At 62.0% G+C, this 24,249-nt stretch carries 24 protein-coding genes and 1 other annotated feature; of the genes, 16 read left to right on the forward strand and 8 right to left on the reverse strand.

The genetic code is table 11. The features are described from left to right. Nucleotides 1–25: 25 nt before the first annotated feature. The 5 genes from AC1D35_RS11455 (at nt 26) to AC1D35_RS11475 (ending at nt 5,817) form a co-directional block, all read left to right on the forward strand. On the forward strand, nt 26–964 hold the full coding sequence (locus AC1D35_RS11455) for an AraC family transcriptional regulator (RefSeq protein ID WP_113311156.1): 939 nt from the start codon (nt 26–28) through the stop codon (nt 962–964). 201 nt (nt 965–1,165) lie between these two features. Further along, nucleotides 1,166–3,280 carry a catalase gene (gene katE, locus AC1D35_RS11460; RefSeq protein ID WP_113310969.1) on the forward strand — a complete coding sequence of 705 codons (2,115 nt, stop codon included), beginning with the start codon at nt 1,166–1,168 and terminating at the stop codon, nt 3,278–3,280. A 342-nt stretch (nt 3,281–3,622) separates the two neighbouring features. Further along, nucleotides 3,623–4,120: a hypothetical protein gene (locus tag AC1D35_RS11465; RefSeq protein ID WP_113297112.1), complete on the forward strand. Its 498-nt coding sequence runs from the start codon at nt 3,623–3,625 to the stop codon at nt 4,118–4,120. Between the two features lie 2 nt (nt 4,121–4,122). Then, entirely contained in the window at nt 4,123–5,349 is a 1,227-nt protein-coding gene (locus AC1D35_RS11470) for an HlyD family secretion protein (RefSeq protein WP_477938614.1), read from the forward strand. Nucleotides 5,350–5,502: 153 nt separating this feature from the next. Continuing rightward, nucleotides 5,503–5,817, forward strand: a complete 315-nt coding sequence (locus AC1D35_RS11475; RefSeq protein WP_113310970.1) for a hypothetical protein — start codon at nt 5,503–5,505, stop codon at nt 5,815–5,817. Here the strand turns inward: AC1D35_RS11475 and AC1D35_RS11480 are convergent. Then, entirely contained in the window at nt 5,778–6,707 is a 930-nt protein-coding gene (locus AC1D35_RS11480; RefSeq protein WP_113310971.1) for a LysR family transcriptional regulator, read from the reverse strand. The two genes, AC1D35_RS11475 and AC1D35_RS11480, sit on opposite strands and share 40 nt — an antisense overlap. A 116-nt stretch (nt 6,708–6,823) precedes the next feature. Between AC1D35_RS11480 and AC1D35_RS11485 the strand changes: the two genes are divergently transcribed. Continuing rightward, nucleotides 6,824–7,423 carry an NAD(P)-binding domain-containing protein gene (locus AC1D35_RS11485; RefSeq protein WP_113310972.1) on the forward strand — a complete coding sequence of 200 codons (600 nt, stop codon included), beginning with the start codon at nt 6,824–6,826 and terminating at the stop codon, nt 7,421–7,423. Nucleotides 7,424–7,435: 12 nt separating this feature from the next. Beyond that, nucleotides 7,436–7,819, forward strand: coding sequence for a limonene-1,2-epoxide hydrolase family protein (locus AC1D35_RS11490; RefSeq protein ID WP_113310973.1), 384 nt, complete (start codon nt 7,436–7,438; stop codon nt 7,817–7,819). Nucleotides 7,820–8,166: 347 nt separating this feature from the next. Here the strand turns inward: AC1D35_RS11490 and AC1D35_RS11495 are convergent, their stop codons facing one another. Continuing rightward, the gene (locus tag AC1D35_RS11495; RefSeq protein WP_113310974.1) at nt 8,167–8,790 is read right to left on the reverse strand and encodes a LysE family translocator; all 624 of its coding nucleotides are present in this window, start codon (nt 8,788–8,790) and stop codon (nt 8,167–8,169) included. Between the two features lie 220 nt (nt 8,791–9,010). Between AC1D35_RS11495 and AC1D35_RS11500 the strand changes: the two genes are divergently transcribed. The 7 genes from AC1D35_RS11500 (at nt 9,011) to AC1D35_RS11530 (ending at nt 13,558) form a co-directional block, all read left to right on the forward strand. Next, a complete protein-coding gene (locus AC1D35_RS11500) occupies nt 9,011–9,310 on the forward strand; it encodes a hypothetical protein (RefSeq protein ID WP_113297076.1) in 300 nt (99 codons plus the stop codon). Between the two features lie 79 nt (nt 9,311–9,389). Next, nucleotides 9,390–9,533: a hypothetical protein gene (locus tag AC1D35_RS11505; RefSeq protein ID WP_477834739.1), complete on the forward strand. Its 144-nt coding sequence runs from the start codon at nt 9,390–9,392 to the stop codon at nt 9,531–9,533. 62 nt (nt 9,534–9,595) lie between these two features. After that, complete coding sequence (locus tag AC1D35_RS11510) at nt 9,596–9,772, forward strand: hypothetical protein (protein WP_162748596.1); 177 nt, start codon at nt 9,596–9,598, stop codon at nt 9,770–9,772. Between the two features lie 83 nt (nt 9,773–9,855). Beyond that, complete coding sequence (locus AC1D35_RS11515; RefSeq protein WP_113297077.1) at nt 9,856–10,101, forward strand: hypothetical protein; 246 nt, start codon at nt 9,856–9,858, stop codon at nt 10,099–10,101. 102 nt (nt 10,102–10,203) lie between these two features. After that, the gene (locus AC1D35_RS11520) at nt 10,204–11,103 is read left to right on the forward strand and encodes a transglutaminase-like domain-containing protein (protein WP_113310975.1); all 900 of its coding nucleotides are present in this window, start codon (nt 10,204–10,206) and stop codon (nt 11,101–11,103) included. Between the two features lie 66 nt (nt 11,104–11,169). Beyond that, nucleotides 11,170–11,979 carry a transglutaminase-like domain-containing protein gene (locus AC1D35_RS11525; RefSeq protein WP_113297079.1) on the forward strand — a complete coding sequence of 270 codons (810 nt, stop codon included), beginning with the start codon at nt 11,170–11,172 and terminating at the stop codon, nt 11,977–11,979. Between the two features lie 175 nt (nt 11,980–12,154). Then, nucleotides 12,155–13,558, forward strand: a complete 1,404-nt coding sequence (locus AC1D35_RS11530) for an AAA family ATPase (protein WP_113310976.1) — start codon at nt 12,155–12,157, stop codon at nt 13,556–13,558. A gap of 35 nt (nt 13,559–13,593) precedes the next feature. Here the strand turns inward: AC1D35_RS11530 and AC1D35_RS11535 are convergent, their stop codons facing one another. The 3 genes from AC1D35_RS11535 to AC1D35_RS11545 form a co-directional block, all read right to left on the reverse strand. Beyond that, a complete protein-coding gene (locus AC1D35_RS11535) occupies nt 13,594–14,244 on the reverse strand; it encodes an HD domain-containing protein (protein ID WP_113310977.1) in 651 nt (216 codons plus the stop codon). 102 nt (nt 14,245–14,346) lie between these two features. Next, the gene (locus AC1D35_RS11540; RefSeq protein WP_477853201.1) at nt 14,347–17,247 is read right to left on the reverse strand and encodes a PAS domain-containing protein; all 2,901 of its coding nucleotides are present in this window, start codon (nt 17,245–17,247) and stop codon (nt 14,347–14,349) included. Between the two features lie 210 nt (nt 17,248–17,457). Continuing rightward, on the reverse strand, nt 17,458–18,090 hold the full coding sequence (locus AC1D35_RS11545) for a CatB-related O-acetyltransferase (RefSeq protein WP_113310978.1): 633 nt from the start codon (nt 18,088–18,090) through the stop codon (nt 17,458–17,460). 167 nt (nt 18,091–18,257) lie between these two features. On the opposite strand from AC1D35_RS11545, the gene AC1D35_RS11550 reads away from it, so the two are divergent. Further along, on the forward strand, nt 18,258–18,596 hold the full coding sequence (locus AC1D35_RS11550) for a YciI family protein (RefSeq protein ID WP_113310979.1): 339 nt from the start codon (nt 18,258–18,260) through the stop codon (nt 18,594–18,596). Between the two features lie 38 nt (nt 18,597–18,634). Here AC1D35_RS11550 and AC1D35_RS11555 read toward each other — a convergent pair whose 3' ends face one another. Continuing rightward, nucleotides 18,635–19,420 carry an ATP-grasp domain-containing protein gene (locus AC1D35_RS11555; protein WP_113310980.1) on the reverse strand — a complete coding sequence of 262 codons (786 nt, stop codon included), beginning with the start codon at nt 19,418–19,420 and terminating at the stop codon, nt 18,635–18,637. A gap of 233 nt (nt 19,421–19,653) precedes the next feature. Here AC1D35_RS11555 and AC1D35_RS11560 point away from each other — a divergent pair, with 233 nt between their 5' ends. Further along, on the forward strand, nt 19,654–20,184 hold the full coding sequence (locus AC1D35_RS11560) for a DUF1269 domain-containing protein (RefSeq protein ID WP_113310981.1): 531 nt from the start codon (nt 19,654–19,656) through the stop codon (nt 20,182–20,184). A 156-nt stretch (nt 20,185–20,340) separates the two neighbouring features. Here the strand turns inward: AC1D35_RS11560 and AC1D35_RS11565 are convergent, their stop codons facing one another. Beyond that, nucleotides 20,341–21,828 (reverse strand): SulP family inorganic anion transporter, encoded by a 1,488-nt coding sequence (locus tag AC1D35_RS11565; protein WP_113310982.1) that lies wholly within the window; start codon nt 21,826–21,828, stop codon nt 20,341–20,343. 69 nt (nt 21,829–21,897) lie between these two features. Then, nucleotides 21,898–21,953, reverse strand: a sequence feature (sul1 is cis-regulatory element that is thought to sense ions involved in sulfur or methionine metabolism; They are found in Alphaproteobacteria). Nucleotides 21,954–22,212: 259 nt separating this feature from the next. Beyond that, a complete protein-coding gene (locus AC1D35_RS11570; protein WP_113310983.1) occupies nt 22,213–23,991 on the reverse strand; it encodes a PAS domain-containing protein in 1,779 nt (592 codons plus the stop codon). Nucleotides 23,992–24,249: the final 258 nt, after the last annotated feature.

Genomic DNA, 24,249 nt, shown 5'->3' on the forward strand with positions numbered 1-24,249 from the left:
GGCCTTCTGGCGGGCGGCGGACCGTATGGGCCTGCCCGCCCCGGCTCTGCTGCGTCAGGCAAGGCTGCCGGCGACACTGCATATCGCGCCGGAGACATGGCTGTCCACCGCGCAGTATTTCGCGCTGTGGCGTGCGGTCGAAACGCTGTCGCAAGACCCCGCCATCGGCCTGCGCATGACCATCGAGACCGATACTTCCGTGCATCCGCCTGCCACGATGTCGGCCTTCTTCGCCCGGGATTACCGCGATGGGCTGCACCGGCTGGCGCGGTTCAAACGGCTGTGCACCCCGGAGGAACTGACCGCAGCCGAAACCGGGAGCGAATGCCGGGTCGCGGTGCGCTGGCTTCATACCGATGAAGCCGAGCCGGATGCGGCAGCCGACGTGACCTTTGCGGCGATCCTTGAACTCGGGCGGCGCGGAACGGGGCGGCATCTCATGCCCATCCGGGTCGAGATGACCCGAACCGGGCCAGTGAGCGAAGCACATCGATCCTACTTTGATGCACCTGTTCGTACCGGCTGCGCGCAGAACGTGCTGGTGCTGGATCGTGCCGATCTGGACCTGCCGTTCTCAGGACATAACCCCGAACTGCTTGCGATCCTCGATCCCTCTCTTGCTGCATCGCTTGGCGAGATCGAAGCACGATCCTCGCTCCCCGATCAGGTGAAGATCCTGATCAAGCGCCGCATCGCCAGCGGCAAACCCGATATTGCCGATGTGGCCCGCGAAATGGGCATGAGCGAGCGGACCCTTCAGCGCCGCATCACAGAACAGGGCACGAGCTATCGCGGCCTGCTGGACGAAGCACGGCGGGAACTCGGCCGCCGTTTGCTGTCCGACGGGCAGAACGGCATCGAGGAGATCGCATTCCTGCTGGGCTTTCAGGATACCAGTTCGTTCTATCGGGCCTTCCGCGTATGGGAAGGGCTTACCCCGGCAGAATGGAGAGACCTTCACTGAAACGGTTTGTCCAGCGCCGCCCCATGCTCTCGATTCAGCGTATATCAGCAACCGCCCAAAAGCCTGCTTTGTTGATCGCCGAAATTCCGCGCGTCTCCCTGAGCCCGATTTCACGTCGGTCCGAATACAGTGGCGACAGCGTTTCCGGACAGGAACAATGAGCAGTTGAGTGCATTCCCTCATCGACCCAAGGAGGGACCCATGTCACCCAAAACCGTAAAAACAGCTGCATCCGCAACCGCGACGATCCACGATCAGCGCCTTCACAGGGGGGCCGGCGGCGAGCTCCATCAGATCGCCGAGGATGGCGCAGACGTCTTGACGACGTCGCAGGGCGCACCCGTTGCAGACGATCAGAACACGCTGAGGGTCGGCCCGCGCGGCCCGGCCCTGATCGAGGATTTCCATTTCCGCGAAAAGATATTCCATTTCGACCACGAGCGCATTCCGGAGCGGGTGGTCCATGCCCGCGGTTATGGCGCGCATGGTTTCTTCGAGACCTATGCCCCCCTGTCGAAATATACGAGGGCTGATCTTTTCCAGCGCGCCGGCGAGAAGACGCCGGCCTTCGTGCGCTTCTCCACTGTCGCCGGCAGCAAGGGTTCCTTCGATCTCGCGCGCGACGTGCGCGGTTTTGCCGTAAAGATCTACACCCAGGAGGGAAACTGGGATCTGGTCGGAAACAATATTCCGGTCTTTTTCATTCAGGATGCCATCAAGTTTCCGGATATTATCCATTCGGTCAAACCTGAACCGGACCGCGGCTTTCCCCAGGCGCAGTCGGCCCACGACAATTTCTGGGACTTCATCTCGCTGACCCCGGAAAGCATGCACATGATCATGTGGGTGATGTCCGACCGCGCGATCCCGCGATCATTCCGCTTCATGGAAGGTTTCGGCGTGCATACCTTCCGCTTCGTCAACGAGAAGGACGTATCCACTTTCGTCAAATTCCACTGGAAGCCCAAGCTCGGGCTGCAGTCGGTGGTCTGGAACGAAGCCGTCAAGATCAATGGCGCCGATCCCGATTTCCATCGGCGCGATCTTTGGCAGGCGATCCAATCGGGCAACTTCCCGGAATGGGAACTCTGCGTGCAGCTTTTCGATCAGAAATTCGCAGACGAGTTCGATTTCGACGTGCTCGACCCCACCAAGATCATTCCCGAGGAGATCCTGCCCGTCCAGCCGATCGGCCGGCTGGTGCTCGACCGCATGCCGGACAACTTTTTCGCGGAAACCGAACAGGTCGCCTTCATGACCCAGAACGTCCCGCCCGGCATCGATTTCAGCAATGATCCGCTGCTCCAGGGACGCAACTTCTCCTATCTCGATACGCAGCTGAAGCGCCTCGGCGGACCGAACTTCACGCATCTGCCGATCAATGCACCGAAGTGTCCCTTCCACCATTTCCAGCAGGACGGGCACATGGCGATGCGCAACCCGGTCGGCCGGATCAACTACGAACCGAATTCCTCGGGCGAAGGCCCGCGTGAATCGCCGGCCAGGGGCTTCCGCACCTTCCCGTCGGAGGAAACGGGGCAGAAGGTGCGCCTGCGTCCCGAAAGCTTTGCCGACCATTACAGCCAGGCGCGCCAGTTCTATATCAGCCAGACGCCGCCCGAGCAGCGTCACATCGCCGCCGCCCTGACCTTTGAGCTCAGCAAGGTCGAAAACCCCGTCATCCGCGAGCGGATGGTATCGCATCTGCTGAACATCGACGAGACGCTGGCTGCGAAGGTGGCAGCAGCGCTCGGCATTGCCGACATGCCGAAGCCGGCGGACGCGGCCATGCCGACCCGCCAGGATCTGGAGCCTTCAGCCGCACTCAGCATCATCGAGCGCGGACCCAAACGGTTCGAGGGCCGCAAACTCGGATTGCTGGTGACTGATGGATCGGACGCGGGTCTCATTGGAGCCATTACCGGCGCAATTACCGGGGAAAAGGGCGTGGTCGAGATCATTGCGCCCAAGATCGGAGGCGTGACCCTGTCGGACGGCTCGTTCCTTGAAGCCCAGCAGATGATCGATGGCGGACCATCCGTTCTCTATGATGCGGTCGCCGTTCTCGCCGCAGAAGACGCGATGCCCGACCTCCTCAAGGAATCCACCGCCCGCGATTTCGTCGCCGATGCATTCGCCCATTGCAAGTTCATTGGCTACGCAGCCCCTGTCCTGGCGCTCATGCGGAAGGCAGGCATCGAGGATCTCGATGAAGGCACGGTCGAGATCGGCTCGGCCAAGGACATCGAGGCATTTGTCGCTGAACTTGGAAAACTGCGGGTCTGGGCGCGAGAGCCCTCCGTCAAGATCCGCTAAACGCATCCGTGCCGCGGGCCTGCCCCGCGGCACCAATTCCTGCTTTTAAGCCTCTCAACCGGAAGCCTTATCCGAAAGGCCGACAGCTACATGTATTTACGCCGATATTACTGTTGCGTACTTTCGTGTTGCATACAAAGCGCCTAAACTTCAGCCCACACTAAAATGCCATCCGGGGGGAAGTCAGGCATGAGAGACCGATTGAACAGGATGAGGCAGTGTGGGCGCCGCCTGACCGCGACCGTTGCGGCGGCATCGGCGGCCACGCAATCTGCGTCAGCAGCCGATGACGCAGCGACGCGGGCCTATCACACCGCCCTCACCGACCATGTACCCGGCTTCATCACCGGACCCGGCCAGACCGACTATCTCTTCATCGCCGTCATTGTGCTGATCCTGGTAATGATCCTCGCCATCGGCAATTTCTACTTCCAGCTCCATGCCGTTCCCGAGCGCATCGCGCACCGGGCCAACAAGGCGCAGCTGGAGATCGTCGCCGTGCTGGCACTGATCTCGCTCTTCACCCACAATCACCTCTACTGGATCATCGGCCTGCTGCTGGCGATGATCCGAATTCCGGATTTTTCGACACCGCTCTATTCGATCGCCCGGTCGATTGCGAGGCTCGCAAGCCGCCATCCCGAGGCCGGTGTTGCCCCGGCTGCTCCGCCAGCCTCAAATCATGCTGCCCCGGTTGCAGCAGACCCGTCGCCCCCAGCCAATTCTCCCACGGCCACTGCGCCCGTTTCCGGTGCACCGATCGCTCCCGCGCCATCCGCCACGCATCCGCACATCGTCCAGCCGGTCATCAAGTCCGGTGCACAGGGAGAAGGTATCTGACCATGCTTGAACTGATGCTGTGCTCGATGCTGACCATCCTCCCGGATTATCTCTACCGCCGCTATGTGCAGGATAAGCGCATCGGCCGCGAGATCACCCTCTACAGCATGTGGTACGAACTGCGCTGGGGCATTTCCGCCTGTCTGCTGCTCACCATCTCGCTGATCACCATGATCTTCTATTTCCACCCCTCGACGAAGAGCGTCACCGCCGTCTTCCGCACAGTTACCATCCTGCCGGAATCCATGGGCCGGGTCGATGAGGTCTATGTCGGCGTAAACCAGAAGGTCGCGRCTGGCGCACCGCTCTTCCGCCTCGACGACTCCGCCCAGAAGGCCGCCCTTGATGTGGCGCACAAGCAGATTGCCGAAGTCGAGGCTCAGACCAGGGTGGCCGAGAGCGAGCTTGCCAGCGCCGACGGCATGATCCGGCAGGCTGAAGGCGCCCTGCAGGTCTCGATCGACGAGTTGCAGATGAAGACCCAGCTTCTGAAGAACGATGCGGTTGCCCGCCGCGAGGTGGACCGGCTGACCAATACCGTGGAAAGCCAGCGGGGCATGGTCAGTGCCGCCTATGCCAACAAGGAAACGCTGCAGACCAAGCTCAACGTGCTCCTGCCGGCGCAGAAGGCCAGTGCCGGGGCAGCACTCAACCAGGCCCAGGTGGAACTGGACAAGACGGTCGTCAAGGCCGGCATCAACGGCACCGTCCAGCAGTTTACGCTGCGCAAGGGCGATGTGCTGAACACCATGCTGCGCCCGGCGGGCATCCTCGTGCCCGAAGAAGCCGGCCGCGGCACGCTGGTTGCCGGCTTCGGGCAGATCGAGGCGCAGGTCATGAGGCCCGGCATGGTGGCCGAAGCCACCTGCGTTGGCAAACCCTTCGCCATCATCCCGCTCGTCGTCACCGAGGTGCAGGATGTGATCGCCGCCGGCCAGCTGCGCCCCACCGACCAGCTCGTCGATGTCACGCAACTGTCAAGCCCCGGCACGCTGACCGTTTTCCTGCAGCCCCTCTTCCCCGGCGGCCTCGACGGCGTGCCGCCCGGCGGCAGCTGCATCGCCAACGCCTATACCAACAACCACGAAGCGCTCGCCGACCCCAATATCGGCACCTTCAAATCGATTGGCCTGCATGTCATCGATACGGTCGGCGTGGTGCACGCCATGATCCTGCGCATGCAGGCCATGTTGCTGCCGGTCCAGACGCTGGTGCTGACGGGGCACTGAGGGCATTTGTCGAGGCAAGCACTGACTCCTCTCCAGCATGCCTGTCCGAGCATGACGATTGAGCGCGTGGCAACCCGGCCACGTGCCACCTTGCGAAGCGCCCTCCAACCCCTCACCTATGCAACAGAACTTGCCTCACTCCACAGGCTTCCCATGAACCCCGCAGCCGACGACTTTTCCCAGGCGCTTGCCCTTATACCCGAGGGCTACAGCGAAGGTAGCTTCGAAGCCGGCCGCTGGGGCGCCACCGTCAAGCGCTCGCCGGATGGCAAGCGCATCTGGCTCTATGCCGAAGATCTCGGCGGCAGCGATGTCGTCAGCTTCAACCTCTACCTGCTGGAGGCAAGCGGCAGCAGCCTGAAACCCTGCGAGATGTCGTCCGCCAAGGTGGTCGCCTTCGTGCTCGGCTACCGGCCGGACAAGCAGGGTCACCCCAGGCTGCCCGCGAAACGCTCCGCCAGCCGCTGACGCTGAAAGCCCTCGATGACGAAATCGACGAACACCCGGGTCTTGAGCGGCAGCAGTGTCCTGTTGGCGTAATAGACGGAGATCGGGCCGATATCGACATACCAGGAGGGCACCAGCCGGATCAGCTCGCCGCTGTCGAGATGGGCAAGCGCATCTGGCTTGGAGAGCAGCGTGACGCCCAGCCCGAGAAGGGCGGCCTTCCGCATGGCGGCGGGATCGTTGACGACGATCCCCGGCGTGAGATCGACAGGCTGCACCTCTCCCGCAGCGTTACGCATCTGCCGTTGCGGAATGCGCCCGGTATTGATCGATTTCATGACGATGCCGTCGAGCCCCGCAAGTCCGGCCGGATCGGCCGGCAGCACGCGGCCATTGATATACGCAGGTGACGCCACCGCCACGAGATGGGCCGGCGCCAGCACCCGCGCCACCACGCCCGAGGCAAGCTCGAAGCCGCCTCCAACAGCCGCGTCATAACCTTCGCCGACCAAATCCACCTGCCGGTTCTCGAACATCCATTCCGGCCGCACCAGCGGGTAACGCTTCATGAAGTCGGGCAGCATGGGCAGCACATATTCTATGCCGAAGGCCGGGCTGAGGCTGACTTTCAGGATGCCGGCCGGCTCCGCCTGCTCGTTGGAGATTTCGGCTATCGCCCCCTGGAGCCCCTCGAGATGGTCGCGCATGGCGATGAGAAAGCGCTCGCCTGCCTCCGTCAGCGTCAGGCTGCGCGTGCTGCGATGAAAGAGCCGGAGCTTCAGATTGACTTCGAGTGCCGCGACATTGCGGCTGACCGCCGCCGGCGTCAGGCCAAGGCGCCGCGCCGCCGCCGAAAAGCCGCCGAGTTCAGCGCTGCGCACGAAGGATTCCAGGTTAGCCAGGCTTTCCATCAACCACGACCTTCAAGAGACACTTGAAACTGATACCATCCATTTCGGCCTAATCAAAGAGGAATGGCAGCGCGATATTGGCTCTATCGAAACGACATTCAGAAAGGAAACTTGCCATGTCCATCGGTATCATCGGCGCCGGCAATATCGGCTCCGCCTTCGCCCGCGCTCTCGCCCGTAACGGTATCTCCGCCACCATCGCCAACAGCCGCGGCCCGGAAACGCTGGCCGAGCTCACCGCAGAACTCGCCCCGCATATCACGGCCGGAACGATCGCGGAGGCTGCCGGCGCCGATATCGTCCTCATCGCCGTGCCCTGGTCGAAGCTGCCGGCGGCACTGTCCAGTCTGCCGGATTGGGCCGGCCGCATCGTCATCGATGCCAATAACCCGATCGAGGCACCCCTCTTCAAGCCGGCCGAACTCGGCGGCCGCCTGTCGAGCGAAATCGTCGCCGGCCTCGTGCCCGGCGCCCGCCTCGTCAAGGCCTTCAATCACCTCTTGGCCAACCTCGTCTCCGCCGACCCCAAGGCCGAAGGCGGCAACCGGGTGCTGTTCTATTCGGGCGACGATCAGCAAGCGAAGGCGGAAGTCGGCGCGCTCATCACCCGCCTCGGCTTTGCGGGCATCGATCTCGGCCCGCTCGCGACAGGCGGCAGCCTCACCCAGTTCCCCGGCGGCCCGCTGCCGGCAATCAACTTCGTCAAGTTCGGTTGAGGGTGGAGCACCATGTCACCTCTCGAAACGGCGCAGACGTTCTTCGCCCACTGGAGCGCCAACCGCATCGACGAAGCCGTCGCCATGCTGAGCGATGATGTGCTCTACGACAACGTGCCCCTGCCTGATATCGTCGGTCGCGAAAACGTCCGGAAGTTCCAGGCCGATTTCGGCATCGGCACCGGCTTCAAGGTGGATTGGAAAATTATCGAGATCGCTGTCTCGGGCGATGTCGTGCTGAATGAGCGCATCGATATCTTCACTCATGAAAGTGGCGGCACGATCACCCTGCCGGTCATGGGCACGCTGACGGTGGAAAACGGCAGGATCACCGTCTGGCGCGACTATTTCGATCTCGCAAGCTTCGAACGGCAACTGGTGACGATCAAGCCATAGCGGCTGCAACCACCTGCACCTTACGCGGCGCCGGCAATATCGGCGCCGCCTTTGTCAACAGCCGTATAGCCCTTAGACAAAGGTAACCACGAAGCGGGATACGGACAGATTTAGTAGATGACCCTCAGGCCGGCTAGACCGGGCTCGTGTTCAGTCGCAACCCTGTAATAAGTGCCACCGTTCCGGCAATACACGTGAATGAACGCAGCTGGCGCATGGAAACCATAGCACTCGCTTGCGGATTAACCTCTGGCGCGACTATTTCGACCTCGCGAGCTTCGAGTGGCAGCTAGCAGCGAAAGCGATAGCAACTCAAACCCCGGACATATCAGTGGCCGGGGCGCCGCTCACTGCTGCTGGAATGCCAGCCGCACGCCAAGCGCCATATAGATCGAGCCGATCACCTTCCCCTGCCAGCGGCCAATACTCCGGTTCCTGCTGAGCCAGCCGCGCACCGAGCCGGCGCCGAAGGCCAAGGCAGATGTCACGCTGATGCTGAGCGCCACGAAGATGATGCCGAGCAGCGCGAATTGCCCGATCACCGATCCGCTCTCGGGATGGATGAACTGCGGCAGGAAGGCGAGGAAGAACAGCGCCGTCTTGGGGTTCAGGATTTCGGTGAATATCCCCTGCCGGAAAGCCTTGCCGGGGCTGATCTCCGGGGCCGCCGCCATATCGAGATTGACGGACTTTTCGATGAAGGCCCGGTATCCGAGATAGATGAGATAGGCCACGCCGATATATTTGACCACTTCAAAGGCGAGTGCCGAAGTCGCAAGCAAAGCCGAAAGGCCGAAGGTCGCCATGGTCGAATGGATGAGATCGCCCGCCCCAATGCCAAGCCCCGTTGCGATGCCCGCCCGCCGGCCGCCGCTGACCGATCGGGCGAGAACCAACAGTGTCGCCGGCCCGGGAATCACCATCAGCCCGAGCACGACAAGAATGTAGGTCGTCAAAACAGCGATACTCATCTTCGATTCCGTGCTTGAAATATCCGCCCTTAAATTAACGGCTTCGGCCGTCGGCGCAATATTCGAAAAGTTTACACCGCGACTGCTGCCGAGCCCCTGCTTTCCGCGAGAAACGCCTTGCGCCGGACACCGAATAAGCGCAGGATTCCAATCGCTGGCAGCCACTTCAAGGGCGCTGCCGGTTCGGGCGTTAGCCTGGCCCCAACGAAAGGAGGACGTGATGTCTTCCGACTTTTATCCGTCAAGCCTGTCGCGCAATCTCATCCGAACCGGTGCCTTCGGCTACCGCGAGAATGTGGCGCTCGGCATTCTCAATCGTGCCGAAGATGCCGCCGCCAGGCAGCGGGACCAGCGTTTCGAAGCCATCGGAAATTTCGTGGCTTTTCCCGATTTCAGCCGTGGGCCGCAGGCCGGCCGCGGAACAAACGCGCGCCGCATCCATTCTCTGGGGCAGTTGCATGTTTCCACATTGGCAGCCTCTCTGGACAAGCGCTCCGGCATCGGACCCCTGCCCCTTTGATGCCGCAACGGCCACGCCGGCCAGCCGGCGGCAGCCTCAATACCTGATATACCCCGCATCACCACACCAGGAGGAAACCATGGCCAAAGGCCAAGTCCGCAGCAACCGCGAAACCCGCAAGCCGAAGAAGGACCGTAGCGCTTCGGCGGCTACACCTGCCCCGGCGCCCGGCACGCAGGTCAAGATGGCAAGCAGCAACACGGGCAGCGACAAGAAGAAATAACGCCGAGCCCTCCGGTGTGACGGCCCTGCGGCCGTCCCGCCCAAGTTCCAGAGGATAACAATATGACCACCGACAAGCGCGCAGCGGAAAATCTCTTTCGCGCGCCGCAGCCCGAAAAAGCCTCCGATGCCGAAAAGCTTCAGGATGTTCGCAAACGGCTGCTCTTGAAACAACGCGAAACCAGGCAGGATGAACGCCGCCAGCGCCAGATAACGCGGGCGACGCTTCCCGTCGTTTGATCCTGAACCCGCCGGCCCCGAAGAGCTGGAAGACTCCGAAATCGGGATGGCTCGGCATATCAGGAGCGAGCAAGGACCATAAAGTGGCAGAATTCAATTATCAGACAGAAGCCGGGCTTTACACCGGCAAGACATTGCGCAGCACCCGTGGCCCCCGCTACAAGCGGTTTGAAACCGCCGCGGAAGCGGTGCGTTTTGCCATGGAAGATATGCCCGGCTCGCAATTGCGCGGCTGCGTGCTGGAAGTGAATGAAGCCCGCTTCGACGAAAGGCAGATCCGCATGCTCTACGATGCGCCTGCCTATCCGCTCTCGCGCAGAGAGAAGTGACGGAGACGTGACGGCGCCGCGGTCATTTCCCGCGGTCATTTCTCCCTGCGGTCATGTCCCCACGGTTATTCCAGCGCCGCGCCATGAAAACAGGGAGGCAGGATGACGATTTTCTCCGTCCGCCACATCACATCCTATCATTACAAAAGGCCCGTGCATTTCGGCCAGCACCGGCTGATGTTCCGCCCCCGCGACAGTTTCGACCAGACGCTCCTGAACTGCAGCCTCGATGTCTTTCCCAAGCCGGATTCCGTCCGCTGGATCCACGATGTCTTCGGCAACTGCATCGCGCTGGTCGAGATATCGGCGGCCTCCGCCGAACTGCGCTTCGAAACGGTCATCCGCCTCGACCATACGGTGCAGGTTCCCCTCGATCTGGAGATCGATACGCAGGCGTTGCGCTTTCCCTTTGCCTATGATGACGACGAGGCGATCGATCTCGAACGGACCATCGTCAGGCACTATCCCGACGCCGATGACGAGGTGGGCAAATGGGCACGGCAATTCGTGCCCTTGAGCCAGCGGGCCCGCACCGGCCATATCCTGATGACGCTCTGCTACGCCATCCATGAGAGCTTCAACTATAACAGGCGCTCCGAACACGGCACGCAGCCGCCCCGCGATACGCTGCGGCTGCGCAGCGGCACCTGCCGCGATTTCGCGCTCTTGATGATGGAGGCGACCCGCTCGCTCGGCTTTGCCGCCCGCTTCGTCACCGGCTACGTCTATGTGCCGGATCGCGACGGCTCCGTGACAAGAGGCGGCGGCGCGACCCATGCCTGGTGCCAGGTCTACCTGCCGGGTGCCGGCTGGGTGGAGTTCGATCCCACCAATGGCATCGTCGGAAGCCGCGACCTGATCCGCGTCGGTGTCGCACGCGACCCGCGCCAGGCCGTGCCGCTCTCGGGAAGTTACGACGGCGGATCGCGCGATTTCGACAGCATGAAGGTGCAGGTCAACGTCACCACGGAACGGGAATTCGATGCCGCAGGCGGCGGGTGACGGAACGCCTGGCCCGCTCACGCATTCGCCTGCAGGACCACCGCTGTTTCAAAGGACCACCGCCCCATGAAGATACGCGCAGGCTTTCACATCGGCTATGAATGCGAACACGAAACGCCCATGCTGCTGGTCCTCAACCTCCACCCGTCCCGACGCGTGGATCTGCTGACAGAACAGGCGCTCACTTTCGACCAGCCGATCGAAGCCTGGTCCTATACGGACGGCTTCGGCAATGCCTGCAGCCGCATTACAGCGCCGCCGGGCCTCACGACCATTTCCACCGAATTCGAAATCTATGACAGCGGCCTGCCCGATCCCGTGCCCGATGGCGCCATGCAGCACGATATCAACGATCTTCCCGATGACGTGCTCGTCTACCTGCTCGGCAGCCGCTATTGCGATACCGATCGTCTGGCCGATTTCGCCTGGAAGACGTTCTTCAAAACACCGCTCGGCTGGCCGCGCGTCCAGGCGATCCTCGATTTCACCCACAAGCGCATCGCCTTCGACTATCTGAAGGCCGACCCGCTGCGCACCGCCTTCGGCGGCTTTACCGACCGCACGGGCGTGTGCCGCGACTTCGCCCATCTCGCCATCACGCTCTGCCGCTGCATGAACATTCCGGCGCGCTACTGCACCGGCTATCTCGGCGATATCGGCGTGCCCAAGGATCCGAACCCGATGGATTTCAGCGCCTGGTTCGAGGTTTATCTCAGCGGCCGCTGGTACACTGTCGACGCCCGCCACAATACCCCGCGCATCGGCCGCATCCTGATCGCCACCGGCCGCGACGCCACCGACGTCGCCATGTCGACGGCTTTCGGCCCCGCTGTTTTGAAGCGCTTCGAAGTGATCACGGACGAGATGCCGGTTTGAGACGTGGGAAAGCGGGGAAATTCCACCATGCGGACCCTCCCCCGCCATAAGACGCAACGATCAGGCCTTGCGTCGCTTTAATGGCGTCCCCTTGCAATTTCCATTACCCACGATAAGGTAATCAAAATTAAGGTAATCGTGATTAAGGTAATCGTAATTACAGTGGGTGGATTGAATGGAGTTTCTAGGTCGCGAGCGCGAACTTCAGTTGGTGAGAAGCGAGCTGGATTCCTCAAGGCCATCCCTCGTCATCTTGTTTGGCCGGCGCCGCATCGGCAAGTCGAGATTCCTGCGTGAAATCGCCAAAGGCCGTAACGAAATCTACTTTCAGGCGACACGCGTCTCATCGCTTCTTAACCTGGAGCAATTCAAAGCCGAAGTCGGAAAAACGATTGGTTTCAAGCCACAACTCAACGCTCTGTCCAGTTGGGAGGGCGTCCTCCACTATGTGGCGGAGCGTGCAGCAGAACACCCGGGCCTGATCGTCACGATCGATGAGTTTCCATACCTTCTCGATGACGAGCCCGCGCTACCTTCCATTCTTCAAAAATTCTGGGACTCTGATGCGCTCAGCCAAGGAGCCATGAAGCTGATCCTCTGCGGTTCCGCCATCTCTCAAATGGAAGAATTGTTGGCCGAGCGGAATCCTCTTTACGGGCGCAAGACCTTGTCGCTGGACATGAAGCCGCTGCCTTTGAGTGACGTTGCCAGATTTTTCCCGGAATACGGGGCTGAAGACATCATCAAGGCTTATGCGATTTTCGGCGGCATTCCCTACTATCTCCAACTCTGCAACCCGAACGCGCCCCTTAGGAGCAACGTCGTCAATTTGCTGTTGACCGAGACGGGCACACTGATTGACGAACCGAACACGCTGTTACAAACCGAGCTTAGGGAACCGAGCTTTTACTCCAGCATCCTGGCGGCCGTTGCCGATGGCTGTAACAGCAAATCGGAGATCGCAAATCGACTGGGCGCCAAAGCAGACAGCATCGGACCCTATATGGCAAAATTGCTGGTCCTTGATCTTATCAGCAATGCCAAGTCGTTGGATGCAGATGAGAAGGGCCGAAACCGGCGCTATCGCGTCGCAGACAGCCTGATTTCCTTCTGGCATCGCTTCGTGCGCCCGAACCTGACTGCGATCAGCAGCGGTTTTGGCGCAGACGTTTATGACCGTGTCGTGGAGCCTCGGTTTTCAGAATACATGGGCATCGAATTCGAAGCGATCGCGCTGGAATATGCCAGACTCCACATTCAGGAAGTACTCGGAGTCCCTGCCCAGGAAGTCGGTCAGATCTGGGGCCATTCCGATTTTGACATCGATGTCGCCGGCAGATTGCTGGACGGTGCATTCTTCTATGGGGAGTGCAAATGGAGGTCGAGCGCGATCGACCTTGGCCATGTAAGGCTGTTACGCGAGCGATCCGAAAAGACATCTTACGGAAAAGGTGCCGCCGACAAGCATTTCCTGTTCTTCAGCAGAACGGGTTTTTCGAGCGATCTCACCGAGTTGGAAAAAGACGAAAAGCAACTTCATCTGCTCACCCCCGAAACCCTGGTGAGACCGCGCGGGTAGCTCCAGGTTCGCCCCGCAGCGTCTTGCAATAGTCCTCACTCGTCAAAAGGCGCCTGCGCAACAAGATCGACGGACGACATAGGAACCGCATAACCGGGCACGAGACGTTCGCCGAAATCGCGGACGAAATTGTCATAGGTCGTTTCCGGCCGCGTCCTGGCGATGTGGCAGAAACAGCCGGTCATCTTCTTCTTCATGCCGAGCCGGGGAAATTCCGCGACGATCGCCCGCATCTCGGCCGCCGGAATGAGGCTGTGCTGGAAGCCGACGACATCGAGGCAGATGCCGGTCGTGCAAAGCGCAATCTCGGCCTCCTTGTAGAGACCGATCGATGGCGTCGAGTTGAGCGCAACCGCATCCCAGATCATCTGGGCGCGGCGCCGGTCAAGCCCGGCATCCACGGCAAAGCCGCGGGCGAGATCGGCGGCCTCCACCTCGAACCGGCGCGGCCCCGCAAACCGCTCGTTGAGGGTGATGTCATGCAGCAGCGTGCCGAGTGCCACGACTTCGCCGTCATGCTCGATCCCCTGCAACTGCGCCGTCCGCACCGCAAACAGCCAGGATCGCATCACGTGATTGAAGAGATAGGGCTCGCAGACCGACCGCGCATAGTCCACCGCCCGATCGATGACGGGTGTATCGGAGACGGAAATGCCGGCAACGATCCGTGTCTCTGTCGTGCTCATGATGCCAAAGCCTTCTTCTGATGCTGGAAGCAATCAGAGGAATAGGCCTGATCGAAATGCCTCGCCATCGAACGAAGGTTTGCCCATGGCATCAGGCGCGTCTTACGCCGCTGCCGCCTCGTCCGGCAGAGTGAAGATGAACCTAGTCCCGCGCGGCTCGTTCCCTTCCGCCCAAAGTTGCCCGCCATGCGCCTCGACGATCGAGCGGCAGATCGCAAGCCCCATGCCCATGCCCTGCTCCTTCGTCGTGAAGAACGGCTCGAAGATCTTGTCGGGAAATTCGATGCCGGCACCGCAGTCGCTGACTGCAACCCGTATCATGCCACCCTCCCTGCGAACGCGGACCTGAAGGACCCTGCTGTCGGGAACGGCCTCCATCGCGTCCATGCCGTTGCGCATGAGATTGATGACGACCTGCTGGATCTGCACCCGGTCAAAGGGAACGGGCAGAACAATATCCTTGCCGTCTATATCGATGCGAACGCCGCGCCGCACGGCCTCCTCGGCCAGCAGGTCGCCCGCTTCCGTGATCACCCGGCCGAGTGTGACGCAATCCCGCTTGTCTTCGGCGCGCTTGAACAGGGCCCGCACGCGCGTGACGACATCGCTTGCCGAATGCGCGCTGGCGATGATGCGCTCCAGCGTTTTCTGCGCCCGCTCGATATTCGGCGGCTCCGCCATCAGCCAGCGCTGGCAGGCGTCCGAAGAACTCAAAACGGCCGAGAGCGGCTGGTTCACCTCATGGGCGATGGAGGCCGAGAGTTCCGCGAGGCTGGCCGCCTGGCTGGCGCGCGCCAGGCTTTCCTGTGCTGCAAGCAGCTTCTCCTGCGCCCGCACCTCGCCGTCGATATCCAGGCAAACGACGTTCCATTGCACGATGGCGCCCTCGGCATCGCGCATCGGTGCCGCGCGCGTCTCCACCCAGCGATATTCGCCATCGAACCTGCGCAGGCGATGCCGGCGGGCATAAGGTTCGCCTGTTGCCAGCGCATGGGTATATTTCTCTTTCACCTGGGCCAGTTCGTCGGGATGCACGCCGGCATCCAGCGTGCCGGAAAGCCGGGATTTTCCCGTCCCGTCGAGTTCGTCGAGATCGTAGCCGAGGAAGTTGCGCAGTCTCTGGCTGCGGAAGATCGGCTCGCCATCCGGCGCGGCGCAATCGATCATCGCCGGCAGGGTTTCCACCAGTTGCCGCAGGAAGCGTTCGCTCTCGCGCAGGGCCTCCTGGGTGGTGACCAGGTCGTGGATATCGGTGCTGACGCCATACCATTGCAGGATGGCGCCTGAGGCGTCGCGCAGCGGTTCCGCCCGCGTCTCGGTCCAGCGGTAGCTGCCGTCGGCGCGGGCCTGTCGGTATCGCTGGACATAGGGTTCACCGGTGGCGAAGGAGTGGCGCACCGCCTGGCGCGCCGCCTCCCGGTCATCAGGATGGATGACGCTGAGCGACGGCGAGCCATCCTGCGCAGTGATGTCTTCAAGAGTGGCGCCCGTCACCTCGGTAAAGGGCTTGTTGACATAGGTCGGCCGTCCCTCGGCCGTTGTGGTCCAGATCAGCGCCGGCACGGTATCGACAAGCAATTGCAGCTGCCGCTCGCGTTCGCGAAGTGCAGCCTCCGTGCGCTTGTAGGCGTCGATATCGACAGTCACGCCATACCAACCGGTAATGCGCCCCTCGGTGTCGCGTGTCGGGCGCGCTGCCGCGCGGTGCCACACATAGGCGCCGTTGGCGCGCAGCACCCGGTATTCGAAATTCCAGTGCTCGCCCGTCCTCAACGCGTGGCGCAAGGTCTCGCCGGCCGCCTCGCTGTCGTCGGGATGCACGCCGCGCTGCCAGCCCTGCCGTCCGCCCTCGATGAAGGGCTTGTCGTCGAGAAGCAGGTTCAGGTCTTCGAGCACCATGGCGATCGAGGTCTGCGCCGTCGGCGTTGCATAGGTGAATTGCCCTGACGCGTCCAACGCCCAGGCGCCGCCATAGAGGTTTTCGATGGCGAGTGCGGCACGCACCGCCTCGCCAGTCTCGCCGAGTTCGCTCGCCGTCGTCCATCGCTCGTCCTGCCGCGCGACAGCCGGATCGACCTCGACGCTGGTGCCATATGTGGGCTCCACCCGGAATTCGACCCAGCGATAGCTGCCATCGGCCTGAAGCTTCCGGTAGCTGCTGACCTGGGGAATGCCGTGGAAGAAAGCCCGCGCCCGCGCCTGCTCCACCGTCGCCCTGTCATGCGGATGAACCTCTGCCATCGACGGCAGCGTATCGGATGCCGTCACACCGGCGGCAGAACCGCCGAGCTCATCAGCCGCAGGTTCGTTGTGCGGAGGCGCGATCTCGACATCGATGACCGTGCCGTACCATCCGGTGATAACGCCGTTGCCGTCGCGCAGCGGCTGTCCCGTGCTGCGTGTCCAGCCGTAACCGCCTCTCGGGCGCAGCATGCGGCTGTCCATGCTGTAATGCTCGCCCGTCTGCAGGCAGCGTCGCCACAGGGCTGCAGCAACCTCGTAATCGTCGGGATGGATCGCCCGCTTCCATCCGAATTCCTTATTGACGAGCGGTGCATTGAAGTCATCAAGGCCGAGACCGAGAAAGGCAAGCACGCTGGGCGTCACGTAGAGAAAAGCGCCGGCGGCATCCGTAGCCCAGGCAATACCCGTCAGCCGTTCCACCGATTTGGCTGCCCGCACCGGATCGGCGTCGGGCTTCTCCGGCGTGTTGGCTGAAACGACCGGGCCGAGACACAGCGAAAGCGCCAGGAAAGCCACCCACGACAGCGCGGCGTCGCGCATATCGGGATAAAGCGCAGCTGCCAGAAGCGCGCCGACGAGGGCGACCGCCAACGCCGCGTAAAGCAGCCGGGCAGCAACGCCTCGCCCATAGAGAAAAGCCGCGACGACAGGACCGAGCAGCCCGAGCGGCGACAATGTCAGCCACGACACGACCGCCCCGATGAGGCAGGCGATGACAGCAAGCCCCAGGCGTCGGTAGGAATCATCCGGCATCAGCATGCGTCCATCCCGCCATCAGGCACAGGCTGAAAACAATTGGCGGGCCGGCCGCTGGCGGCCATCGGCGTCCGGTCGCATGGAGGCATGGTTCGACCTGATCCCATCATGTCAGAAGATTGTTACACCCTGTCCCTGTCGAGGATAGCGCCACCGGCAACAATTGGAAGAGCGCCGGCGGTCGCAGGCATCGCGCCCATGTCGAGGACCGGTTCAGGCCCGCTTGAGGGCCGCGAGATCGCCGCTCTCCAGCGCCGGCAGATTGGCTTCGATCTTGTCGATCGGCCAGTCCCACCAGGCAAGTTCCAGGATCTCGGTGATGATCTCGACAGGATAGCGCATCCGGATGATGCTGGCCGGATTTCCGCCGACGACGGCATAGGGCGGCACATCCCGGGTGACGACCGATGAGGCAGCGACAATCGCGCCGGCGCCGATCCTGACACCCGGCATGATAACGGCATCGTGGCCGATCCAGACGTCATTCTCGACCACCGTATCCTTCACCGGCAGATCCTTGTAGCCGAAGGTTTCCGGCTTGAAGATGCGGAACGGATAGGTGGTGATGCCGCCCATCGGGTGGTTGGCCGAACTGGTAATGAAATAGCTGCCGCGGGCAATCTGCACGAACTTGCCGATGACAAGCCGCTCCCGGCAACTCCCCCCGAGATAGGGCGCGAGGATTTCGGCCGTCTCCTCCAGCTTTCCGTAATGCGTGAAATAGCTGTAATCGCCGATCTCCATGCGCGGATGATCGATGACATTCTTCAGGTACATCGTCGTCTTCGAAACCCTGCCATCGGGATGGGTGACGGGGAAGGCTAGATTTGCATCGAGAAGCGGCATGACAAGACCTTTGCGCAGACGGGATCCGGGAGCAGAATTCCCTATAGCCGATCCATCGGCAGGATCCAAAATTTCGCAAGCCGTCGGTCGAATTCCGCCCTCGCCGTTCGACCAGAAAATGAAGGAAGGCCAAGGCGGCCTCACCCTACCCCAGACAGGAGAAGCCCATGCCGCAATATCTGGTCGCCATCCACCTCCCCGACGATTACGACCCCTGCAAGGAAGACGAGGCGCTGCGCCACGATATCGATCTGCTGAACGAAGAAATGGTCGCCGCCGGCATCCGGACTTTCGTCGGCGGCCTGCAGCCGGTCAGCACGGCGATGTCGGTGCGGCGGAAGCCTGACGGCAAGCTGCTCGTCACCGACGGGCCGTATATCGAAACCAAGGAGCATATCGGCGGTTTCTGGGTGCTGGAGGCAGCCGATATGGAAGAGGCGCTCGCCTGGGGCCGAAAGGCCGCCATCGCCTGCCGGGCACCGGTCGAGGTGCGCCCGTTTCATTGAGCCAAATGCGATAGCGCCGCCTCAAAAGCAGCAAGGCATCAGTCTCGCGCGAGACCGTCGATATCAGCAGCAAGCTTCCTAAGATCCGCTGCGTAGAAGCCGGCAGCGTTGATACAGTTCGTCTCGAGGAGCTTCAGGCCCTCCTCCGTGCGGCAGATATCGACCACATAGGCCGACGCGTAGCCGGGATTGATATCCACCATGCGCTGCGCGAACGCGAGCGCGTCCTCATCGATCTCGTGACGGTGGATGACACGCGATCCATCCTTATAGAGCGAATAGGTGACGACCCGCCCTTGCACGACCCAGAGCCGCCATTCGCGCAGGATACGAACAGGTTTTGTCAGCATCAGCAGCGTATCGTGGCGCAACGATCCGTTTGGAATCTCATCTTCATCAAGCACCAGCACCCGTTCCGCCATACGGATGATCTCACCCGCGGTTTTCACATTGCCGGGCTCCTCCTTGCTGTCATCGACGGGCCGCAGGAACCATTCCGTCCCGTCATCGGCAAGACGCGCGGGCACATCGCGGAGGGTCATGAACAGGGCGTCGGCTCCATTGAGCAGGTAAGGGTGCCACGCCTCTTCCTGCACAAAAGGCCGCAGCTTCAACATGCCTGGCCAGTAGCCCTGGGCCTCCGCGTACCGCCACAGTGAATAGGCGCCGAACATGACCACGGCGCCGGGATCGGCAACGACAGGCTCGGGGATCAGCTCGCCGACGAAGGGAACGACCTTGTGCCACGTGTAGGAGATGCCGAGTTGGTCGAGCGCTTCGGCCAGCTTTCTGGTGTCGTCGAAATCCTGGAGAAGCCACTGCATCCGTTTCAACCCATTGTCGTCGCTTTGTGCCGGAGTAGCCGCGGCATCGCAACTGTGTCTTCGTCACGGTCAGGCACTTATTCGCGCGCGGGCAGGCATCGCCGCTTCGGACCATCCCCCTTCATCGCCCTCTCACATCCCGGTGCTAGCCCTAGAAAAGGGTGGCCCGGGCCATGGACGGAACCGCGCGCGCGCCTATCTGCCGCATCTGTAATCCAACAGGAGGGAAAGCCATGTCAGAACTTGTGGTGCTTGGTTTCGATACCGCCGACAAGGCGGATGCCGTGCTCAACCGGCTCGTCCAGCTTGAGAAGGAATATCTCGTCGATCTCGAAGATGCCGTCATCGCCGTGCGCGACGCCGGAGGCAAGGTGCGCCTGAAGCAGAGCGTCAACCTGACGGCTGCGGGCGCAACGAGCGGCGGCCTGTCGGGCGCGATCTGGGGCTCGCTCGTCGGCCTGCTCTTCCTCAATCCGCTGGCCGGCATGGTTCTCGGCGGCGCCTTCGGCGCAGGCTCCGGCGCGCTCGCGGGCTCGATGACCGATTACGGCATCGACGACGACCTCATCAAGAAGCTCGCCGACACCATCCCCGTCAACAGCTCCGCCCTGTTCCTGCTGCTGCGCAAGGTGCAGCCGGAAAAGGTACTGGCCGAATTCAAGGGCGAACACGCCACCATCCTGCGCTCTTCGCTCTCGCCGGAGCAGGAAGAGCAGCTGCGCAAGGCGCTCGCGACTGAGCCAGTGGCGACGCCGGCGGCCTGATCGATCGGCCAAAGGAACAGTGCCGGGCGTAAACTCCACGCCCGGCATATCCGGAGAAACCACAACTTCGCTCCAAGCTCGATAATATCCCGGATGTGATGGGTGTCCGGCGCAAACCGGACACCCATCACATCTGTTTTCAGCTAGCAATCCGCATCAATGCAGCGAGGCGCCGGCCGCCGCCCGCTCATCCTTGTCATGCAGCGCGAAACGATCCACCATGTCGGCGCTCGCCTTGTTGAAGCCGAGCACCTGCACATCGCTGCCCGCCTTGCGGAGCTTGAGGACCACCTTGTCGAGCGCACCGACGGCAGTGATGTCCCAGAGATGCGCGCCGCTGACATCGATGACGACCTTCCTGCCCGCATCGGCAAAGTCGAAGGCGCCGATGAAGCTTTCCGCCGAGGCGAAGAAGACCTGCCCTTCGACGCTATAGGTCACGACGCCGGTCTGGCTGTCCTCCCGCCTCGCAACGCTGAAGAGCCGCGCCACCTTGCTGGCAAAGAAGATGCCGGACAAAAGCACGCCCACCACGACGCCCTTGGAAAGATCCTGCGTCGCCAGCACGGTCGCAACCGTCGCCAGCATGACGATGGAGGATGTGCCGGGATGCCGCTTGAGATCGACGATCGATTTCCACGAGAACGTGCCGATCGACACCATGATCATCACGGCAACAAGCGCCGCCACCGGCACGATGCGCAGGATATCGTCGAGCACCAGAAGCAGCACCAGCAGGAAGGCGCCGGCCACGAAGGTCGAGAGACGCCCGCGCCCGCCCGAAGTCACGTTGATGACCGACTGGCCGATCATGGCGCAGCCGCCCATGCCGCCGAACAGCGCCGAGACGATATTGCCGGCACCCTGCCCCATGCATTCCTGGCTCTTGTTGCTCGGCGTATCCGTGAGATCGTCGACGATCTGCGCCGTCAGAAGCGATTCCAGCAGGCCAACGGCGGCAAGCGCCACCGAATAGGGAAAGATGATCCGCAGTGTTTCCCATGTCAGCGGCACCGCGGGCCAGGCAAACGGCGGCAGCGCCGTCGGCATCTCGCCGAGATCGGCCACCGTATGCACATGAATGCCGAAGCCTAGCGCGATGCAGGTCACGACGACGATGGCCACCAGCGGCGAAGGAATGGCCTTGGTCACGTAGGGAAAGAGATAGATCACGCCAAGCGCGATGGCGATCAGCAGATAGGTCACTTCGGGCACGCCGATCAGCTGCGGCAGCTGCGCCACGAAGATCAGGATCGCCAGCGAATTGACGAAGCCGGTCATGACCGAGCGCGACACGAACCGCATCAGCCGCCCGAGCTTCAGGGCGCCGGCAATGATCTGCAGCACACCCATCAGAATGGTCGCCGCAAACAGATACTGGATGCCATGATCCCGCACCAGCGGCCCCATGAGCACGGCCGTAGACGCCGTCGCCGCCGAAATCATCGCCGGCCGTCCGCCGCAAAGCGCCGTCACACAGGCAATGGCGACAGAGGCAAACAGCCCGACCTTGGGATCGACCCCCGCAATGACAGAAAAGCCGACGGCCTCCGGTATCAGCGCAAGCGCCACGACAATGCCTGAGAGAATATCGGCACGAATGTTGGAGAACCACTCCAGACGGTAGTTTGAAAGAGATCGCATTTGAGAATTTTTCACAGTCGAAGGCAACGACCGGAGGGACCGGTCCTGGGAGGTAAGGTTGCGTTCACGTGTTGTCTGGCGGATCGGCGGCCAGAAGAGCCACCCGGGGTTTCACCGGGTCCTTGTGGATGGGCGTTGGTAGCGGAGATTGTGGGGGGATGCAATGGTCTCCGCGTCTCCATAGAAGAGCTGGCCGTGCATCTTGGCTACGGCACTGTCATCGTTTGCAATGCAATTGACACAGATCTTACCGAGGCGCTTTTCGTAAAACAAAGATTTCTAAAACATCTCGAGAAATGGCAGCAAAAGTATTTGTCCGGGCTTACAAAATGACTACTCAGACTTCGGCGGCAGCAGATGGATCATCTCCATTTCCTCAAAGAGTTACCCCCTAACCTTAATCACCTCCCCCACCGGCGCCTCCAGCCTGAACTCAAACCCTGCCGCCTCATATCCCAGCACCGCCGTCCCCTGAAACGACGCCGGCAGCAGCCGTCCAATCATCCGCGTCCCGAACCCCTCGCGCGCCGGCGCGCTGATTTCCGGTCCGCCGCTCTCCCGCCATTCCAGGGTGAATTGCCGCTCGCCGTCAGCCGCCGTCGTCACATCCCAGCTGAGGTCCACCCTGCCGGTCTCATTGCTCAGCGAGCCATATTTCAGGCTGTTGGTCGCAAGCTCGTGCAGCGTCAGCGTCAGCATCAGCGCCTGCTGCGGCGCGAGGTCGAGATCGGGGCCCGATATGCGGATGCGCTCGCTGAAATCGCCGACCGAGATCAGCGCTGCCTGCCCCAGGCTGTGCAGCCTGGCATCCGCCCAGGCGGTTTCCGTCAGGATATCGGTCGCCCGCCCCAGCGAGATCAGCCGGGCGCTGTAGGTTTCGGCGGCCTCTGCCAGGTTGTCGGCCTGGCGGAAGGTCTGGTTGGCGATCGATTGCACCAGGCTCAGCACATTCTTCAGCCGGTGGCCGAGCTCGTGATTCAACAACTGCTGCTGCTCGCGAGCCTTCACCCGTCCGCTGATATCGGTCGCCATGCCGAACCATTCGATGATATCGCCATAGCGGTCGAACACCGGAATGGCGCGCGAGAAGGTCCAGCCCACCTCGCCATTCGCCTGCTTCACGCGATGTTCGAGCTCGAAGGGGCGTCGCTCGCGGATGGCGCTGGCTATTGCCATGCGCAGATGCGCCTGATCCTCGGGAAAGACATAATCTTCTATCCAGCGCAGGGTCGGCCCCTCGACAGCGGAGAGGAAGCCGCGCCCGTCGAGCTGGTGCATTTCCTGCCAGTCAGCGCTCATGCGGTAGACGACGTCGGAGCTGGCATTGATCAGCGCCCGCGTGCGCTCCTCGCTGTGCCGCAGCGCCTCTTCCGCCCGCCTGCGCGTGGTGATGTTCTGCATCACGGCAAGCAGCTGGCCCGCCTTTCCGCCGAGCCGCGAGACGAACATTTCCAGCACCATGCCCTGCGGCTGCGATTCCCGCTCGAAGCGGAGGGGCTCGCCCGTTGCAAGAACCCGGTCGTAGTCGTCGTACCAGTCCTCCACCTCGTCGGGGAAAAATTCGCGGATGGTGCGGCCGCTGAGATCGGCCACGCCGAACATCGCCTGCATCGCCTTGTTCATGGCGATATAGCGATAGTCGCGCCGCCCGTCGGCGCCGACAGGCAGGCGCTCGATGATGCAGGCGCCTTCGTCGATGGAGTTGAACAGCGTCCGGTATTGCGCCTCGCTGTCATGCAGCGCCTCCGCAACCTGCTTCCTGTCCTTGATATCGCGGAAGATGACGGCGACCTGCCGCTTCTCCGGTTCGCCGATGCGGAAGGCGTGGACCTCGTACCAGCGGCCGAGCGCCTCGGCCTGATGCTCGAACCGGGCGGACTCCCCGGTCAGCGCGATCCTGCCGTAGATATCGAACCAGCGCTGCTCATGCCCGGGTGCAAGCGCGCGCATCGTTTGGCCGGTGGCATTGGCCAGCCCCGTCTGCCGCTCGAAGGCCGGGTTGGTCAGCAGGAAACGATAGTCATGGGGCCGGCCCTCGTGATCGAAAAGCACCTCGATCGTGCAGAAACCGTCATCGATGGCATCGAAGAGGATCCTGTAGTGCTGTTCGCTGTCGATATCGTCTTTCCCCGCCCGTCCGGCGCCGTCTGCTTCAATGTCCATCCAATCCACTTCCCGCTCGCAAGGCGCATCTTCCCGCGCGCCCCCTTGCGTAAACCCGTCCGCAAGATGGGCGCAAGCACGATAACCATCCCTTCCGCGACAGAAATTAGCGCTCGGCAGATCATTTCAAGAGAGGGGAAGCGGGGTCCGCTCTAGAGAAAGCTCGCCTGAAAGGACGTCGCCGTCAGCGAAACATGCGCCTCCAGCGGTGGGCCGCCTTGTCATAGGCCCGGCCGGCAAGGTCATCGGCAAGCATCG

The organism is Rhizobium sp. P1_E6 (assembly GCF_056405875.1).

Bases quoted from the DNA above. Each gene is read 5' to 3' on its own strand.
- AC1D35_RS11455 (WP_113311156.1), top strand. From the start codon at position 26: ATGGGCCTGCCCGCCCCGGCTCTGCTGCGTCAGGCAAGGCTGCCGGCG.
- katE (WP_113310969.1), top strand. From the start codon at position 1,166: ATGTCACCCAAAACCGTAAAAACAGCTGCATCCGCAACCGCGACGATC.
- AC1D35_RS11475 (WP_113310970.1), top strand. From the start codon at position 5,503: ATGAACCCCGCAGCCGACGACTTTTCCCAGGCGCTTGCCCTTATACCC.
- AC1D35_RS11480 (WP_113310971.1), bottom strand. From the start codon at position 6,707: ATGGAAAGCCTGGCTAACCTGGAATCCTTCGTGCGCAGCGCTGAACTC.
- AC1D35_RS11485 (WP_113310972.1), top strand. From the start codon at position 6,824: ATGTCCATCGGTATCATCGGCGCCGGCAATATCGGCTCCGCCTTCGCC.
- AC1D35_RS11490 (WP_113310973.1), top strand. From the start codon at position 7,436: ATGTCACCTCTCGAAACGGCGCAGACGTTCTTCGCCCACTGGAGCGCC.
- AC1D35_RS11495 (WP_113310974.1), bottom strand. From the start codon at position 8,790: ATGAGTATCGCTGTTTTGACGACCTACATTCTTGTCGTGCTCGGGCTG.
- AC1D35_RS11500 (WP_113297076.1), top strand. From the start codon at position 9,011: ATGTCTTCCGACTTTTATCCGTCAAGCCTGTCGCGCAATCTCATCCGA.
- AC1D35_RS11505 (WP_477834739.1), top strand. From the start codon at position 9,390: ATGGCCAAAGGCCAAGTCCGCAGCAACCGCGAAACCCGCAAGCCGAAG.
- AC1D35_RS11510 (WP_162748596.1), top strand. From the start codon at position 9,596: ATGACCACCGACAAGCGCGCAGCGGAAAATCTCTTTCGCGCGCCGCAG.
- AC1D35_RS11520 (WP_113310975.1), top strand. From the start codon at position 10,204: ATGACGATTTTCTCCGTCCGCCACATCACATCCTATCATTACAAAAGG.
- AC1D35_RS11525 (WP_113297079.1), top strand. From the start codon at position 11,170: ATGAAGATACGCGCAGGCTTTCACATCGGCTATGAATGCGAACACGAA.
- AC1D35_RS11530 (WP_113310976.1), top strand. From the start codon at position 12,155: ATGGAGTTTCTAGGTCGCGAGCGCGAACTTCAGTTGGTGAGAAGCGAG.
- AC1D35_RS11535 (WP_113310977.1), bottom strand. From the start codon at position 14,244: ATGAGCACGACAGAGACACGGATCGTTGCCGGCATTTCCGTCTCCGAT.
- AC1D35_RS11540 (WP_477853201.1), bottom strand. From the start codon at position 17,247: ATGCTGATGCCGGATGATTCCTACCGACGCCTGGGGCTTGCTGTCATC.
- AC1D35_RS11545 (WP_113310978.1), bottom strand. From the start codon at position 18,090: ATGCCGCTTCTCGATGCAAATCTAGCCTTCCCCGTCACCCATCCCGAT.
- AC1D35_RS11550 (WP_113310979.1), top strand. From the start codon at position 18,258: ATGCCGCAATATCTGGTCGCCATCCACCTCCCCGACGATTACGACCCC.
- AC1D35_RS11555 (WP_113310980.1), bottom strand. From the start codon at position 19,420: ATGCAGTGGCTTCTCCAGGATTTCGACGACACCAGAAAGCTGGCCGAA.
- AC1D35_RS11560 (WP_113310981.1), top strand. From the start codon at position 19,654: ATGTCAGAACTTGTGGTGCTTGGTTTCGATACCGCCGACAAGGCGGAT.
- AC1D35_RS11565 (WP_113310982.1), bottom strand. From the start codon at position 21,828: ATGCGATCTCTTTCAAACTACCGTCTGGAGTGGTTCTCCAACATTCGT.
- AC1D35_RS11570 (WP_113310983.1), bottom strand. From the start codon at position 23,991: ATGGACATTGAAGCAGACGGCGCCGGACGGGCGGGGAAAGACGATATC.